We start from the raw sequence: 14,597 nt of genomic DNA on the forward strand, positions 1-14,597 counted from the left end.
AAAAAATTATGAGTCGTTCGTTAAAAAAAGGCCCGTATATTAATGTAAAGCTTGAGAAAAAAGTTTTGGCTATGAATGAGTCAGGCAAAAAAGCTGTTGTTAAGACATGGGCAAGGGCTTCAATGATTTCTCCGGATTTTGTAGGTCATACTATAGCTGTACATAATGGAAATAAATTTATTCCTGTTTATGTAACAGAAAATATGGTAGGTCACAAATTAGGAGAATTTGCTCTAACTCGTACTTTCCGTGGACACGGTGGTAACAAGAAGAGATAATCAAGCAAAAGCCAAAATTTATTCAACAAAAAAGAAACATTAATATAAAATGGGTAAGAGAAAAAGAATAGCAGCTGACGCTAGAAAAGAAGCTAAACAAGCAGTTTCTTTAGCTAAGTTGAATAACGTTCCTACTTCACCACGTAAAATGCGCTTAGTTGCAGATATGGTGAGAGGTATGGAAGCGTTTAGAGCTCTTGGCGTTTTGAAATTCTCAAATAAAGAAGCGGCAGCAAGAGTTGAGAAATTGTTGCGTTCCTCTATTGCTAACTGGGAAGCTAAAAATGAGCGTAAAGCCGAGAGTGGTGAACTTTATGTGTCTTCGATATATGTAGACGGAGGTGCGATGTTGAAAAGACTTCGTCCTGCTCCACAAGGTAGAGGTTACAGAATTCGTAAACGTTCGAATCATGTAACTATTACAGTTGATGCACTTAGTAATAAAAAACAAAATTAATTTAGCCAGATGGGACAAAAAATCAATCCGATAGCAAATCGTTTAGGTATAATAAGAGGATGGGATTCTAACTGGTACGGCGGCAATAACTACGGTGAAACTCTGTTAGAAGATAGCAAAATCCGTAAATACTTAAATGCCCGCTTGGCAAAAGCTAGTGTATCTCGTATCGTGATCGAAAGAACTTTGAAACTTGTAACTATTACTGTATGTACAGCTCGTCCCGGTATTATTATCGGAAAAGGCGGTCAGGAAGTAGACAAGCTAAAAGAGGAATTAAAGAAAATTACAGATAAAGATATTCAAATCAATATATTTGAAATCAAAAAACCTGAGTTAGATGCAGTAATTGTAGCTAATAATATCGCACGCCAGTTGGAAGGTAAAATTGCTTACCGTCGTGCAATCAAAATGGCTATAGCTTCAACTATCAGAATGGGTGCTGAAGGTATTAAAATTCAAATCTCTGGACGTTTGAACGGTGCTGAAATGGCGCGTTCTGAAATGTACAAAGAAGGAAGAACTCCGCTTCACACATTCCGTGCTGATATTGATTATGCTCATGCTGAGGCTTTGACTAAAGTAGGTTTGCTCGGTATCAAAGTATGGATTTGTCGTGGAGAAATTTATGGCAAGAAAGACCTTGCTCCATCATTTGTAGTATCTAAAGAACCATCTTCTTCTCAAAACAGAGGAAATGATAATCGTAGATCAAACGATGGTAGAGGTTTCAAGAAAGGAAAGAGAAAATAAGAATTAAACATTTGAAAAAAGATGTTACAACCGAAGAAAACAAAATTTAGAAGACAGCAAAAAGGTCGCATGAAAGGTAATGCCCAAAGAGGCAGCCAACTTGCTTTCGGTTCGTTCGGTATCAAGACCCTTGAGACCAAATGGATTACCGGACGTCAGATCGAAGCGGCTCGTATTGCTGTAACTCGTTACATGCAACGTCAAGGTCAAGTTTGGGTGAGAATTTTCCCAGATAAGCCTATTACAAAGAAACCTGCTGAAGTGCGTATGGGTAAGGGTAAGGGGTCGCCAGAAGGATTTGTGGCACCTGTTACTCCAGGAAGAATGATTTTCGAAATCGAAGGTGTATCTTTTGAAGTAGCTAAAGAAGCATTACGCTTGGCTGCTCAAAAATTACCAGTAACTACAAAATTTGTAGTACGCAGAGATTATGATTTAACTCAAAATTCTTAAGCACTATGAAAATTGCAGAAGTAAAAGAATTGTCCGATAAGGATTTAGCAGAAAGATTGAATGTCGAAAAACTGGCATTGGATCAATTAGTTTTGAACCACAGTGTGACTCCATTGGATAACCCTGCTAAGATTAAAGAAAAGCGTCGTGATATCGCTCGTATCTTGACAGTGTTGCGTCAAAGAGAAATAAATAAAAAGTAATAAGAGCTGATGGAAACTAGAAATTTAAGAAAAGAAAGAATCGGGGTCGTTTTCAGTAATAAAATGGATAAGACCGTTACTGTTGCTGTAAAATGGAAAGAAAAACACCCTATCTACGGGAAGTTCGTTAATAAAACGAAGAAATTTCATGCTCATGATGAAAAAAACGAGTGTAACATCGGTGATACTGTAAGAATCATGGAAACTCGTCCTTTGAGCAAACTAAAAAGATGGAGATTAATCGAAATAATCGAAAGGGCTAAATAAAATGATACAACAAGAATCAAGATTAGTAGTAACGGACAACAGTGGAGCTAGAGAGGCTCTATGTATTCGCGTACTAGGAGGCACAAGAAGACGCTATGCATCTGTAGGAGATATTATAGTAGTTGCTATCAAGAATGTGATCCCTTCAAGTGATGTTAAGAAAGGTGCAGTAACTAAAGCAATGGTTGTACGTACAAAAAAAGAAGTACGTAGAGCTGACGGATCATACATCCGTTTTGATGACAATGCTTGTGTATTGTTAAATGCTGCCGGTGAAATCAGAGGAAGTCGTATTTTCGGACCCGTAGCAAGAGAATTGCGTTCGGTAAATATGAAAATCGTTTCTTTAGCACCAGAGGTACTTTAATCTAAATAAATCTAGACGGTAATGAGTAAGTTACATATAAAGAAAGGTGACATCGTTTATGTGAACACCGGTACAGACAAAGGCAAGACAGGTCGCGTTGTTAAAGTCATTATTGACAAACAACGTGCCATTGTTGAAGGTCTGAACATGGTATCTAAGCATACTAAGCCTAATGCGAAAAATCCTCAAGGAGGTATTGAGAAAGTAGAAGCTCCTATTCATATATCTAACCTGAATGTGGTTGATCCTGAATCAGGAAAACCAACCAGAGTAGGTCGTAAAGAATTGAATGGTAAGCTAGTGCGTTATTCTAAAAAAACAGGGAAGGAGATTAAATAATGAGCAATACAACAACTCTTAAAACAGAATATAAAGATCGTATTGTTTCTTCTCTGATGAAAGAATTCGGTTATAAGTCGTCAATGCAAGTTCCTGTTCTTAAAAAGATTGTTATCAATCAAGGTTTAGGAATAGCAGTTGCTGATAAAAAGATCATAGAAACAGCAATCAATGAATTGAGTGCTATTACAGGTCAAAAAGCTGTAGCTACAGTATCTAAGAAAGATATTTCGAACTTTAAGTTACGTAAAAAAATGCCTATTGGTGTAATGGTAACATTGCGTCATAATCAAATGTACGAATTTTTGGAAAGACTTGTAAAAGTTGCACTTCCTCGTATTCGTGACTTCAAAGGTATCGAAAGCAAACTTGATGGTCGTGGTAACTATACATTAGGTATCCAAGAGCAAATCATTTTCCCTGAAATTAATATCGATGCAATTAACAAAATTCTGGGAATGAATATTACCTTTGTAACTTCTGCGAAAACAGATGAAGAAGGCTATGCTCTTTTGAGAGAATTTGGTTTACCATTTAAGAACGCAAAAAAAGAATTGATATAAGATGGCAAAAGAATCAATGAAAGCCCGTGAGGTTAAAAGAGCAAAATTAGTAGCTAAATATGCAGCTAAAAGAGCTCAATTGAAGTCTGAAGGAGATTACGAAGGTCTTCAAGCTCTGCCTAAGAATGCGTCTCCAGTTCGTCTACACAACAGATGTAGTATGACTGGTCGTCCAAAAGGGTATTTACGCCAATTTGGAATTTCTCGTATTCAATTTAGAGAAATGGCTTCTAAAGGCTTAATACCAGGTATCAAAAAAGCTAGCTGGTAATACACAGAATTTTTTTTAGAATTAAATATTGTTCCGGGTTTCGGAATTAATTTAAATCAATTTTATAATGACAGATCCAATAGCAGATTATTTGACGCGCTTGAGAAACGCCATCATGGCTAAGCACAGAGTGGTAGAAATACCAGCGTCAAATTTGAAAAAAGAAATCACAAAGATTCTTTTTGAAAAAGGCTACATACTTAACTATAAGTTTGTAGAAGAAGGTCCTCAAGGTTCAATCAAAATTGCCTTGAAATATGACCCCGTAAATAAAGTGAATGCGATAAAGAAATTGATTCGTATCTCAACTCCAGGTCTTCGTAAGTATACAGGATACAAAGAAATGCCAAGAGTCCTTAATGGTCTTGGTATTGCTGTATTGTCTACCTCTAAAGGTATTATGACTGACAAAGAAGCTCGCGGTTTGAAAGTGGGTGGAGAAGTTTTATGTTATGTTTATTAATTAAGAGGAGGTATACTATGTCAAGAATTGGAAAATTACCTATAACTATCCCTGCGGGAGTTACCGTAAGTGTGGATAAAGACAATTTGGTTACCGTAAAAGGTGCAAAAGGTGAATTAACTCAAAGTGTAAATCCTGATATCAAAGTTTCTGTTGACGCTGATGTGTTGACGGTTACTCGTCCAACTGATGAAAAAGAGCATCGTGCGTTGCATGGTCTTTACAGATCGTTGATAAATAACATGGTTATTGGAGTTTCTGAAGGATATCGTAAAGAGTTAGAATTAGTAGGGGTTGGTTATCGTGCATCTAATGCAGGACAACAATTAGACCTTTCTCTAGGTTATACTCACAACATTCATATGTTGTTACCAAAAGAGATAATCATAGAAACTAAATCTGAGAGAAATAAGAATCCTCTAATCATTTTAGAATCTTGCGATAAAGAGCTTATCGGTATGGTGTGTGCTAAAATCCGTTCATTCCGTAAACCAGAACCTTATAAAGGTAAAGGTATTCGTTTTGTGGGTGAAGTTATACGTCGTAAGTCTGGTAAATCGGCAGGTAAATAATTTACGTAAACTGTAAAAATCATGACAACGAAGACAGATAGAAGAAATAAGATAAAGTTAGATGTACGTAGTAAAATACAAGGTACAACTGAACGTCCACGTTTGACAGTTTTCAGAAGTAACAAGCAAATTTATGCTCAGGTTATCGACGATTTAACTGGAAAAACTCTAGCTTCTGCTTCTTCTCTTAAATTGAGTGAAAAAGCTCCTAAGAAAGAGATTGCGGCTAAAGTAGGTGAACTAGTAGCTAAGGCTGCTCAAGAAGCAGGCATTACATCTGTAGTATTTGACCGAAATGGTTATTTATACCACGGTAGAGTTAAAGAAATGGCAGATGCTGCCCGTAAAGGTGGACTTAAATTTTAATACAAATGGCAGGAATTAATAATAAAGTAAAATCGACCAACGATATCGAACTGAAGGACAGATTGGTGGCTATCAATCGTGTTACAAAAGTAACAAAGGGTGGTCGTACGTTCAGTTTCGCAGCTATCGTCGTTGTAGGTAACGAAGATGGTATAGTTGGTTGGGGCCTAGGTAAAGCCGGTGAGGTGACTACAGCCATTGCCAAAGGAGTTGAAGCTGCTAAGAAAAACCTGATCAAAGTTCCGGTTTTGAAAGGAACTATCCCTCACGAACAAGTTGCTCGTTTTGGAGGATCAGAAGTTTTCATCAAACCAGCTTCTCCCGGTACAGGAGTAAAAGCCGGAGGTGCGATGCGTGCTGTGCTTGAAAGTGTTGGTGTAACTGACGTTCTTGCAAAATCTAAAGGTTCTTCTAACCCTCACAACTTAGTGAAGGCTACAATTGAAGCTTTAGGTGAACTAAGAGATGCGTATACTGTTGCTCAAAACAGAGGAGTGTCTATGGAAAAAGTGTTTAAAGGTTAATTTGCAAGAAAACAAAATTATGGCAACAATTAAAATTAAACAAGTTAGAAGCAGAATCAATAGCCCTATTGATCAAAAGAGAACATTAGATGCTCTAGGGTTGAGAAAATTGAATAGAGTGGTTGAACATCCAGATAATCCAGCAATAAGAGGGATGATCGAGAAAGTAAAGCACTTAGTTTCTATAGTAGAGTAATAATCTAGTAAAAGATAAAAAATCTAAGCATATGAATTTATCGAATTTAAAACCTGCTGAAGGTGCTACTAAAACAAGAAAAAGAATCGGTCGTGGTACCGGATCGGGTTTAGGTGGTACTTCTACAAGAGGTCATAAAGGTGCTAAGTCTAGATCGGGTTATTCAAAGAAGATCGGTTTTGAAGGAGGTCAAATGCCTATCCAACGTCGTCTTCCTAAATATGGCTTTAAAAATATCAACCGTGTTGAATATAAAGCTATTAATTTGAATGTACTTCAAGATTTGGCTGATGCTCAAAAACTAACAAAAATTGATATTCAAACTCTGATCAATGCTGGTTTTGTTTCATCTAAGCACTTAGTGAAGATTTTAGGTAATGGAGCATTAACTGTAAAGTTAGATGTTGAAGCTCATTCTTTCTCTAAGTCAGCAGAGGCTGCTATTATAGCAGTAGGTGGAACCGCAACAAAACTGAAGTAAGATGGGATTTGTAAAAACAATAGAAAATATATGGAAGATTGAGGATCTGCGCAAACGGATTCTCACTACTTTCTTTTTCGTAGTGATCTATCGTTTTGGTACACATGTTGTGTTGCCGGGCGTAAATCCAGCGGATTTGGAAGCTCTTCGCCACAGTGCATCCGGAGGATTATTAGGCTTGCTTGATATGTTTTCTGGTGGTGCTTTTGCAAATGCTTCTATTTTTGCATTGGGTATTATGCCTTATATCTCAGCTTCGATTGTAATCCAGCTGTTGGGTATAGCACTACCGTACTTTCAAAAACTACAAAAAGAAGGAGAAAGTGGACGTAATAAGCTTAACCAATATACTCGTTATCTGACATTAGTGATACTTCTATTTCAAGGTCCTGCATATTTGCTGGGTGCTTTGCAAGGAGCTGCTCCTGGAGGATTCTGGAGTTTTCTATTGCCTTCAACCATCATTTTGGCAGGCGGTAGTATGTTTGTACTATGGTTAGGTGAGCGTATCACCGATAAAGGTATTGGAAACGGTATTTCGTTTATAATACTAGTTGGTATTATTGCTCGATTGCCTCATGCTTTGGTTGGAGAGTTTACTTCCCGTCTGAGTGATAGTGCTGGTGGTCTGATTGTATTTTTGCTTGAAATAGTATTTTTACTTTTTGTTATTGCAATGGCAATACTTCTTGTACAAGGTACTCGCAAGATACCGGTACAGTATGCAAAACGTATCGTTGGCAATAAACAATATGGTGGTGCACGTCAGTATATCCCATTAAAAGTAAATGCTGCCAACGTGATGCCTATCATTTTCGCTCAAGCGATTATGTTTATCCCTGTTGCTGTGGCTGGATTTACAACTGCAGATAAATCTGGATGGTTCATGCGTTCTATGACTGATAATACCAGTTGGTTATATTGCCTTATATTTGCGTTTCTAATTATAGCATTTACATGGTTTTATACTGCGGTTACTATCAATCCAATACAAATGGCTGATGAATTAAAAAGAAATAATGGATTTATTCCCGGAATTAAACCCGGAAAGAAAACGGCTGATTATATAGACCTTATCATGTCTCGTATAACTCTACCCGGTTCATTATTCTTGGCTCTAGTTGCTATCTTACCTGCTTTTGCAAGTTTGATTGGAATTAGTAAAGAATTTTCTCACTTTTTCGGTGGTACTTCTTTATTGATTTTGGTTGGGGTAGTATTGGATACTTTACAACAAATCGAAAGTCACTTGTTGATGAGACATTATGACGGTTTGTTGAAGTCAGGTAGAATAAAAGGTCGTTCAGGATCAATTGCGGCATATTAAGTAAGTTTAGTATAGATCAATGATTTTCCTAAAAACAGAAGAAGAAATAGAATTAATGCGTGAGAGTAACCGCTTGGTTGGTATGACTCTAGGCGAAGTTGCCAAACATATCAAGCCGGGGGTTACTACACTGCATTTAGATAAAATAGCTGAAGAATTTATCAGAAGTCATGGAGCAATTCCATCTTTTAAAGGCTATAAGGGTGCACCGGGTACAATTGATTTTACTGGGAGTATATGTGCTTCGGTGAATGATGTTGTAGTACATGGTATACCTGGAGGTTATGTTCTTAAAGACGGAGATATAATATCAGTTGATTGCGGAACTGAAAAGAATGGTTTTTGTGGAGATTCAGCCTATACTTTTTGTGTAGGAGAGGTTTCTGAAGAAGCGAAAGCTTTATTGAGAGCTACTAAGGAATCTTTATATAAAGGTATAGAAAAGGCCATCGAAGGTAATCGTATCGGAGATATTAGTGAAGCCGTTCAGTCTCATTGTGAAAAACTGCGATATTCGGTAGTACGTGAATTAGTTGGTCATGGTATCGGTCGTAAGATGCATGAAGCTCCCGAAGTTCCTAATTATGGAAGACGAGGAACTGGTCCTTTATTAAAAAAAGGAATGTGTATTGCTATTGAGCCAATGATTAATCAAGGAAGTAAGAATGTTGTGTTTGAAAGCGATGGATGGACAGTAAGAACAAAGGATAGAAAACTATCAGCTCATTTCGAACATACAGTTTCGATTCGAGAAGGTAAAGCTGATATCTTATCTACGTTCGAGTTTATTGAGGCTGTGTTAGGAAATAACGGAATCTAATTTAATTTTTTATGGCTAAACAAGCATCAATAGAACAAGATGGCGTAATTGTAGAAGCATTGTCTAATGCAATGTTTCGTGTAGAGTTAGAAAATGGACATGAAATTACTGCACATATTTCGGGTAAAATGCGTATGCATTACATTAAAATATTACCAGGAGATAAAGTGCGAGTTGAAATGTCTCCATATGATTTGACTAAAGGTCGAATCTCTTTCAGATACAAATAAAAAAACAAGATATGAAAGTAAGAGCATCATTAAAGAAGCGTACTGGTGATTGTAAAATCGTCAGAAGAAAAGGTCGCTTATACGTAATAAACAAAAAAAACCCTAAGTACAAACAACGTCAGGGATAATTTACTAATTTTGCAAAAATAATCAAGTATATGGCTATAAGAATAGTTGGTGTCGATTTACCGCAAAATAAGAGAGGCGAAATTGCCTTGACATATATATATGGTATCGGACGTAGTAATTCTAATAAAATTTTAGAACAAGCAGGTGTTGATAGAAATCTTAAAGTAAAAGATTGGACAGATGAACAAGCGGGAACAATCCGTGAATTAATCTCAAGTCAATTTAAAGTTGAAGGAGATTTGAGATCTGAAGTTCAGTTGAACATTAAGCGCCTAATGGATATCGGTTGTTACCGTGGTATTCGTCACCGTATTGGCTTACCTCTAAGAGGACAAAGCACTAAAAATAACGCTCGTACACGCAAGGGCAAAAAGAAAACTGTTGCAAACAAGAAAAAGGCTACAAAATAATAGTTTGATATGGCAAAAAAAACAGTCGCAGCTAAAAAAAGAAACGTTAAAGTGGATGCAAACGGACAAGTTCATGTGCATTCTTCATTTAACAATATTATTATTTCGATTACAAACAGCGAAGGTCAAGTGATCAGCTGGTCATCTGCAGGTAAAATGGGTTTTAGAAGTTCTAAGAAAAACACCCCTTATGCAGCTCAAATGGCAGCGTCAGATTGTGCTAAAGTAGCATATGACCTAGGCTTGAGAAAAGTGAAAGTGTTTGTAAAGGGTCCAGGAAACGGGCGTGAGTCTGCAATCCGTACAATACATGGTGCAGGAATAGAGGTGTCAGAAATAGTTGACGTTACTCCACTTCCTCATAATGGATGTCGTCCTCCAAAACACAGAAGAGTTTAATCCCAATTTCTAAGTTAGAAACATGAGTTGTGATTGATTGCAAGTAACCCTCTCTGTAATCGCGGCTGCACAATTCTCGCTTCTTTTTAATGTTTTAATTTTAAAAAAATGGCAAGATATACAGGACCAAAATCAAGAATAGCCCGTAAATTCGGTGAGCCTATCTTCGGACCAGATAAAGTTCTTTCTAGAAAGAACTATCCTCCCGGACAACATGGTAATGGTAGAAAGAAAAAGACTTCTGAATATGGTATTCAGTTGCGTGAAAAACAAAAAGCTAAATATACTTACGGAGTATTGGAAAAACAATTCCGTAACTTGTTTGAAAAAGCTGCAAGTGCTCGTGGTATTACAGGTGAGGTTTTATTACAATTCCTAGAATCAAGACTTGACAACGTTGTATTCCGCTTGGGTATAGCTCCTACAAGAGCTGCTGCCCGTCAGTTGGTTTCACACCGTCATATTTTGGTAGAGGGTAAAATTGTTAATATACCATCATATTCTGTTAAACCAGGACAAATAATATCTGTTCGCGAAAAATCAAAATCTTTAGAGGTTATTGATAATGCTTTATCTGGATTCAACCACAGCAAATATCCTTGGATAGAGTGGGACAATTCATCTAAATCAGGTAAATATTTGCACTTACCTGAAAGAGCAGATATTCCAGAGAACATAAAAGAACAGTTGATAGTAGAATTGTATTCTAAAGATTAATTTCATGGCGATATTAGCATTTCAAAAACCCGATAAAGTATTGATGTTAGAAGCGGACAACTTCTTCGGTAAGTTCGAGTTTCGTCCGTTGGAACCTGGCTACGGTATTACTGTAGGTAATGCTCTTCGCCGTATTCTCCTTTCTTCACTTGAAGGTTTTGCTATTACTTCTATAAAAATCGATGGTGTTGAGCATGAATTTGCTACAGTACCGGGAGTTATAGAGGATGTAACAAATATAATCCTGAATCTGAAAAAAGTTCGATTTAAACAAATAGTCGAAGAAATAGAGAATGAGAAAGTAAGCATTACTATTTCGGGTTCCGAAGTGTTCAAAGCTGGAGATATAGGTAAGCATTTATCTGGGTTTGAAGTTTTAAATCCTGAATTGGTGGTTTGCCACTTAGATCCAAGTGCGAATCTTCAAATTGAGTTGACAATTAACAAAGGTCGTGGATACGTTCCCGCAGACGAGAACCGTAGTCTTTCCGATGATGTTAATGTAATCGCAATTGACTCTATCTATACTCCGATCCGTAATGTGAAATACTCTATCGAAAACTATCGTGTAGAGCAAAAAACAGATTACGAAAAATTAGTGATAGAAATATCGACTGATGGATCTATACATCCAAAAGATGCACTGAAAGAAGCTGCTAAAATTCTTATCCATCACTTTATGTTGTTTTCTGATGAGAAAATCTTATTGGAGCAAACAGAAACTGATGGAAACGAAGAGTTTGATGAAGAAATACTTCACATGCGCCAATTGTTGAAAAGCAAGTTAGTAGATATGAACCTATCGGTTCGTGCTCTGAACTGTTTGAAATCGGCTGAAGTAGAAACTTTAGGAGAGCTTGTTCAGTTCAATAAAAACGACCTTCTTAAATTCCGTAACTTCGGTAAGAAATCTCTTACAGAGTTAGACGAATTATTAGATAGTCTGAACCTTTCTTTTGGCATGGATATATCCAAATATAAATTAGATAAAGATTAATAAGCGATGAGACATAATAAAAAATTTAATCACTTAGGTCGTACTAATACGCATAGAAACGCAATGTTATCTAACATGTGTGCTTCTTTAATCATGCACAAGCGTATTTTTACTACTGTAGCGAAAGCAAAGGCTTTAAGGAAAGTTATTGAGCCTATCATTACTAAATCAAAGGAAGATACTACTCACTCAAGACGTTTAGTATTCCAAGATCTTCAAAGTAAATCAGCTGTAACAGAATTGTTCCAAAATGTATCTGTAAAAGTTGCAGATCGTCCAGGTGGATATACTCGTATAATCAAAACCGGAAATCGTTTAGGAGACAATGCTTCAATGTGTTTTATTGAGTTAGTAGACTACAATGAAAATATGTTGAAAGAAACTACTAAAGCTGCTGCTAAACCTAAGACACGTCGTTCTAAGAAGAAAGCAGATGATACTGAAGTAGCTGCTGAAGCAGTCAAAGAAACTAAGGCTAAAGCTCCTAAAGCAGCTAAAGCTAAAGTAGAAGACGAAGACAAAAAAACTGAGGAATAATTATATATTACTCTTAAAAAAAGCACTCTCAATATTGAGAGTGCTTTTTTTATGTTATAATGTTTGACTATATATCAGGTCTAATTGACCGAAAAGTTGGATTTGATAATAGAATTATGGCTATTGTAATTTGTCTATTCGTATGAGCCTATCTAAGAAAATACAAACCGCCAGCAAATCCTAAGAGCAAACCTAATATGCTGCTGAGTATAATAATTCCGATTATCTTAATCGTGCTTTTAAATAGATTATTTTCGAATATCCGATAGAATATCCAGCTCATGTATAAATAAGATAGTAGAAGTGGTAAAAAGAGGTTTAAAGTAGGGGAAATGTAATGTAGAGGAAGAAGTATTATTAAGAATAATATTTGGATGCCAATCATATATGAATTGATGACCAAGTGTTCAAAATAATTATAATTACTCTTTCTAAATAATATAAACGAGAACAAGGCATTAAATGGTATGAGAAGATAGGTTATCAAAGCATAGTGCTTGTAAAGCCAGTCAAACGTAATTTGTATTGCGCTTTGTGTCTGAGAAGAGCTACTTATAATATCTACATTAGGATATATGTGCAAATAATGGCTCAAAAAACCATATATAGTTGCTAGAATAGTAACAAAAGCAAAAGGCTTAAAATGTTTTGCCCTTTTTCCTGAAAGATATCCCTTCAACATTTGACTAGGCCTCAGAATTAATTCCTTTATTGTATAGAGAATCCCTTTATCAACATGAAATATGCTATGTTGAATTTCGTGTATTAAATAATGAAAGTCGATTCTCTGAGCTTTCATGAACTGTCCACATGATGGGCAATATTTAGTATTCGATTGATTATTGCAGTTTTTACAAACTATTTCCATATATTTTAGACTAATAATTATAAAACAAAATAAATAAAAAAGGCGATAAGTTATTATTTTATCGCCTTTTATAAATTTATATATGTCTTTAGAATTCCGCGTTATTTGGAGTTCTAGGAAATGGTATAACATCTCTAATGTTGCCCATACCTGTAATAAAGAGCATAAGACGCTCAAAACCTAATCCGAATCCGGCATGAGGTGCTGTTCCAAATTTGCGGGTTTCTAAATACCACCAAATTGGGTCAGCATTCATTCCTGTTTCTTTAATGCGATTCATTAGCTTGTCATAATCAGCTTCGCGTTCTGATCCACCAATAATCTCTCCGATTTTAGGGAAAAGAACATCCATGCCACGAACCGTTTTTCCATCCTCATTCTGCTTCATATAGAAAGACTTGATCTCTTTCGGATAATCAGTCAGGATAACCGGACATTTGAAGTGCTGCTCTACCAGATAGCGTTCATGTTCCGATTGAAGATCTGCACCCCAATAAACGGGAAATTCGAATTTGTGTTTACTTTCTTCCAGAATTTTCACACCTTCAGTGTAAGTTAAACGAATGAACTTATTATTGGTAACAAAGTTTAATCTGTCGATTAATTCTTTATCGTATTTCTCTGCTAAGAATGCAATATCATCTTTACAATTCTCAAGAGCATATTTGATCAAGTATTGTAAAAAGTCCTCAGCCAAATCCATGTTGTCATTGATGTCATAGAATGCAACTTCAGGTTCTATCATCCAGAACTCAGCAAGGTGGCGTGGGGTATTTGAGTTTTCTGCACGAAATGTAGGGCCAAAAGTGTATATTGCACCTAATGCCATAGCACCAAGTTCTCCTTCTAGTTGTCCTGAAACAGTAAGATTGGTTTGACGCCCAAAGAAATCTTGACTGTAATCTACTGCACCTGTTTCGGTACGAGGTGTATTGTTGAAATCAAGAGTTGTTGCCTGGAACATAGAGCCTGCTCCTTCAGCATCAGAAGCTGTAATGATAGGAGTATGCAAATAAAAGAATCCATGGTCGTTAAAGTATTTATGAATAGCAAACGACATGTGATGACGCATACGTAAGATTGCTCCAAAAGTGTTTGTTCTTGGACGCAAATGTGCTATTTCGCGCAGATACTCTAATGAAGGACCATTTTTTTGCTTTTGCAAAGGGTACTCTTCAGGGTCTGCAACACCGTATATTTCTATTTCTTTGGCTTGTATTTCGCAGTTTTGTCCTTGACCTTGTGATGCTACTAATGTTCCAACGACATGGATACATGCACCTGTTGTAATCTTTTTCAGTAATTCTTCATTGAAGAGTTCTGCATCAGCAACGACTTGGATATTATTTATTGTAGAACCATCATTTAAATGTATAAAACTTACAAATTTATTGCCTCTGCGGGTACGTACCCAGCCTTTTGCACTTACGGTTGCTCCGAAATCATCTCTGCGGAGCAAGTCTGAAATTTTAGTTCTACGAATTGTTTCCATTTTTAATTTAAGTTTGTCCTGACTAGGGTTATAACTAATCTTAGATATTTATTGCTATTATAGTTATTAGAGCAATAAAAGGTCTGTGATCTTAAATATTTATTGCTGCTTTCGCATG

Annotated in this window: 27 protein-coding genes; 25 read left to right on the top strand and 2 right to left on the bottom strand. The window is 36.4% G+C overall.

The genetic code is table 11. The annotated features are described in order from the left end of the window. Positions 1-8: 8 nt before the first annotated feature. The 25 genes from rpsS to rplQ all read left to right on the top strand — a co-directional run bounded on the left by rpsS (position 9) and on the right by rplQ (position 12,119). On the top strand, positions 9-278 hold the full coding sequence (gene rpsS, locus G7051_RS09710; protein ID WP_029903251.1) for a 30S ribosomal protein S19: 270 nt from the start codon (positions 9-11) through the stop codon (positions 276-278). Positions 279-327: 49 nt separating this feature from the next. Then, on the top strand, positions 328-735 hold the full coding sequence (gene rplV, locus G7051_RS09715) for a 50S ribosomal protein L22 (protein ID WP_166114406.1): 408 nt from the start codon (positions 328-330) through the stop codon (positions 733-735). 9 nt (positions 736-744) lie between these two features. Continuing rightward, positions 745-1,488: a 30S ribosomal protein S3 gene (gene rpsC / locus G7051_RS09720; RefSeq protein ID WP_166114409.1), complete on the top strand. Its 744-nt coding sequence runs from the start codon at positions 745-747 to the stop codon at positions 1,486-1,488. Between the two features lie 21 nt (positions 1,489-1,509). Next, positions 1,510-1,941: a 50S ribosomal protein L16 gene (gene rplP, locus G7051_RS09725; RefSeq protein WP_110309647.1), complete on the top strand. Its 432-nt coding sequence runs from the start codon at positions 1,510-1,512 to the stop codon at positions 1,939-1,941. A 5-nt stretch (positions 1,942-1,946) separates the two neighbouring features. Continuing rightward, positions 1,947-2,144 carry a 50S ribosomal protein L29 gene (gene rpmC / locus G7051_RS09730; protein WP_166114412.1) on the top strand — a complete coding sequence of 66 codons (198 nt, stop codon included), beginning with the start codon at positions 1,947-1,949 and terminating at the stop codon, positions 2,142-2,144. A 9-nt stretch (positions 2,145-2,153) separates the two neighbouring features. After that, the gene (rpsQ, locus tag G7051_RS09735) at positions 2,154-2,411 is read left to right on the top strand and encodes a 30S ribosomal protein S17 (protein ID WP_166114415.1); all 258 of its coding nucleotides are present in this window, start codon (positions 2,154-2,156) and stop codon (positions 2,409-2,411) included. A gap of 1 nt (position 2,412) precedes the next feature. Further along, positions 2,413-2,778 (top strand): 50S ribosomal protein L14, encoded by a 366-nt coding sequence (gene rplN, locus G7051_RS09740; RefSeq protein ID WP_166114419.1) that lies wholly within the window; start codon positions 2,413-2,415, stop codon positions 2,776-2,778. A gap of 21 nt (positions 2,779-2,799) precedes the next feature. Next, the gene (gene rplX, locus G7051_RS09745; RefSeq protein ID WP_166114422.1) at positions 2,800-3,117 is read left to right on the top strand and encodes a 50S ribosomal protein L24; all 318 of its coding nucleotides are present in this window, start codon (positions 2,800-2,802) and stop codon (positions 3,115-3,117) included. Continuing rightward, a complete protein-coding gene (gene rplE / locus G7051_RS09750) occupies positions 3,117-3,680 on the top strand; it encodes a 50S ribosomal protein L5 (protein ID WP_166114425.1) in 564 nt (187 codons plus the stop codon). The genes rplX and rplE overlap by 1 nt, the downstream gene beginning before the upstream one ends. 1 nt (position 3,681) lies before the next feature. Further along, positions 3,682-3,951 (top strand): 30S ribosomal protein S14, encoded by a 270-nt coding sequence (gene rpsN / locus G7051_RS09755; RefSeq protein ID WP_050709697.1) that lies wholly within the window; start codon positions 3,682-3,684, stop codon positions 3,949-3,951. Positions 3,952-4,018: 67 nt separating this feature from the next. Then, a complete protein-coding gene (gene rpsH, locus G7051_RS09760) occupies positions 4,019-4,414 on the top strand; it encodes a 30S ribosomal protein S8 (protein WP_166114428.1) in 396 nt (131 codons plus the stop codon). A gap of 17 nt (positions 4,415-4,431) precedes the next feature. Beyond that, positions 4,432-4,986 (top strand): 50S ribosomal protein L6, encoded by a 555-nt coding sequence (gene rplF, locus G7051_RS09765; RefSeq protein ID WP_166114431.1) that lies wholly within the window; start codon positions 4,432-4,434, stop codon positions 4,984-4,986. A gap of 21 nt (positions 4,987-5,007) precedes the next feature. Next, positions 5,008-5,352 (top strand): 50S ribosomal protein L18, encoded by a 345-nt coding sequence (gene rplR, locus G7051_RS09770; protein ID WP_166114434.1) that lies wholly within the window; start codon positions 5,008-5,010, stop codon positions 5,350-5,352. A 5-nt stretch (positions 5,353-5,357) separates the two neighbouring features. Further along, positions 5,358-5,876, top strand: a complete 519-nt coding sequence (rpsE, locus tag G7051_RS09775) for a 30S ribosomal protein S5 (protein WP_166114437.1) — start codon at positions 5,358-5,360, stop codon at positions 5,874-5,876. Between the two features lie 19 nt (positions 5,877-5,895). Then, positions 5,896-6,072, top strand: coding sequence for a 50S ribosomal protein L30 (gene rpmD, locus G7051_RS09780; RefSeq protein WP_221412794.1), 177 nt, complete (start codon positions 5,896-5,898; stop codon positions 6,070-6,072). 31 nt (positions 6,073-6,103) lie between these two features. Then, on the top strand, positions 6,104-6,553 hold the full coding sequence (rplO, locus tag G7051_RS09785) for a 50S ribosomal protein L15 (RefSeq protein ID WP_166114443.1): 450 nt from the start codon (positions 6,104-6,106) through the stop codon (positions 6,551-6,553). Between the two features lies 1 nt (position 6,554). Further along, a complete protein-coding gene (secY, locus tag G7051_RS09790) occupies positions 6,555-7,880 on the top strand; it encodes a preprotein translocase subunit SecY (RefSeq protein WP_166114446.1) in 1,326 nt (441 codons plus the stop codon). 19 nt (positions 7,881-7,899) lie between these two features. Next, complete coding sequence (gene map, locus G7051_RS09795) at positions 7,900-8,700, top strand: type I methionyl aminopeptidase (protein ID WP_166114450.1); 801 nt, start codon at positions 7,900-7,902, stop codon at positions 8,698-8,700. Positions 8,701-8,711: 11 nt separating this feature from the next. Beyond that, on the top strand, positions 8,712-8,930 hold the full coding sequence (gene infA / locus G7051_RS09800) for a translation initiation factor IF-1 (protein WP_166114453.1): 219 nt from the start codon (positions 8,712-8,714) through the stop codon (positions 8,928-8,930). Between the two features lie 11 nt (positions 8,931-8,941). After that, positions 8,942-9,058 carry a type B 50S ribosomal protein L36 gene (gene ykgO / locus G7051_RS09805; RefSeq protein ID WP_166114456.1) on the top strand — a complete coding sequence of 39 codons (117 nt, stop codon included), beginning with the start codon at positions 8,942-8,944 and terminating at the stop codon, positions 9,056-9,058. A gap of 30 nt (positions 9,059-9,088) precedes the next feature. Continuing rightward, a complete protein-coding gene (rpsM, locus tag G7051_RS09810; RefSeq protein WP_166114459.1) occupies positions 9,089-9,469 on the top strand; it encodes a 30S ribosomal protein S13 in 381 nt (126 codons plus the stop codon). Between the two features lie 9 nt (positions 9,470-9,478). Further along, positions 9,479-9,868: a 30S ribosomal protein S11 gene (gene rpsK / locus G7051_RS09815; RefSeq protein WP_050709708.1), complete on the top strand. Its 390-nt coding sequence runs from the start codon at positions 9,479-9,481 to the stop codon at positions 9,866-9,868. 108 nt (positions 9,869-9,976) lie between these two features. After that, a complete protein-coding gene (rpsD, locus tag G7051_RS09820) occupies positions 9,977-10,585 on the top strand; it encodes a 30S ribosomal protein S4 (protein WP_166114462.1) in 609 nt (202 codons plus the stop codon). A 4-nt stretch (positions 10,586-10,589) separates the two neighbouring features. After that, entirely contained in the window at positions 10,590-11,582 is a 993-nt protein-coding gene (locus G7051_RS09825) for a DNA-directed RNA polymerase subunit alpha (RefSeq protein ID WP_050709710.1), read from the top strand. Between the two features lie 6 nt (positions 11,583-11,588). Further along, positions 11,589-12,119, top strand: coding sequence for a 50S ribosomal protein L17 (gene rplQ, locus G7051_RS09830; protein ID WP_166114465.1), 531 nt, complete (start codon positions 11,589-11,591; stop codon positions 12,117-12,119). A 148-nt stretch (positions 12,120-12,267) separates the two neighbouring features. Here the strand turns inward: rplQ and G7051_RS18440 are convergent, their stop codons facing one another. Both G7051_RS18440 and asnS read right to left on the bottom strand, forming a co-directional pair. After that, on the bottom strand, positions 12,268-13,119 hold the full coding sequence (locus G7051_RS18440) for a DUF3667 domain-containing protein (RefSeq protein WP_370522500.1): 852 nt from the start codon (positions 13,117-13,119) through the stop codon (positions 12,268-12,270). Continuing rightward, positions 13,076-14,479: an asparagine--tRNA ligase gene (gene asnS, locus G7051_RS09840; protein WP_166114471.1), complete on the bottom strand. Its 1,404-nt coding sequence runs from the start codon at positions 14,477-14,479 to the stop codon at positions 13,076-13,078. Before asnS ends, G7051_RS18440 begins: the two co-directional genes overlap by 44 nt. Positions 14,480-14,597 lie beyond the last annotated feature (118 nt).

It is taken from the genome of Dysgonomonas sp. HDW5B (genome assembly GCF_011299335.1).
Taxonomy (GTDB): Bacteria; Bacteroidota; Bacteroidia; order Bacteroidales; family Dysgonomonadaceae; genus Dysgonomonas_A.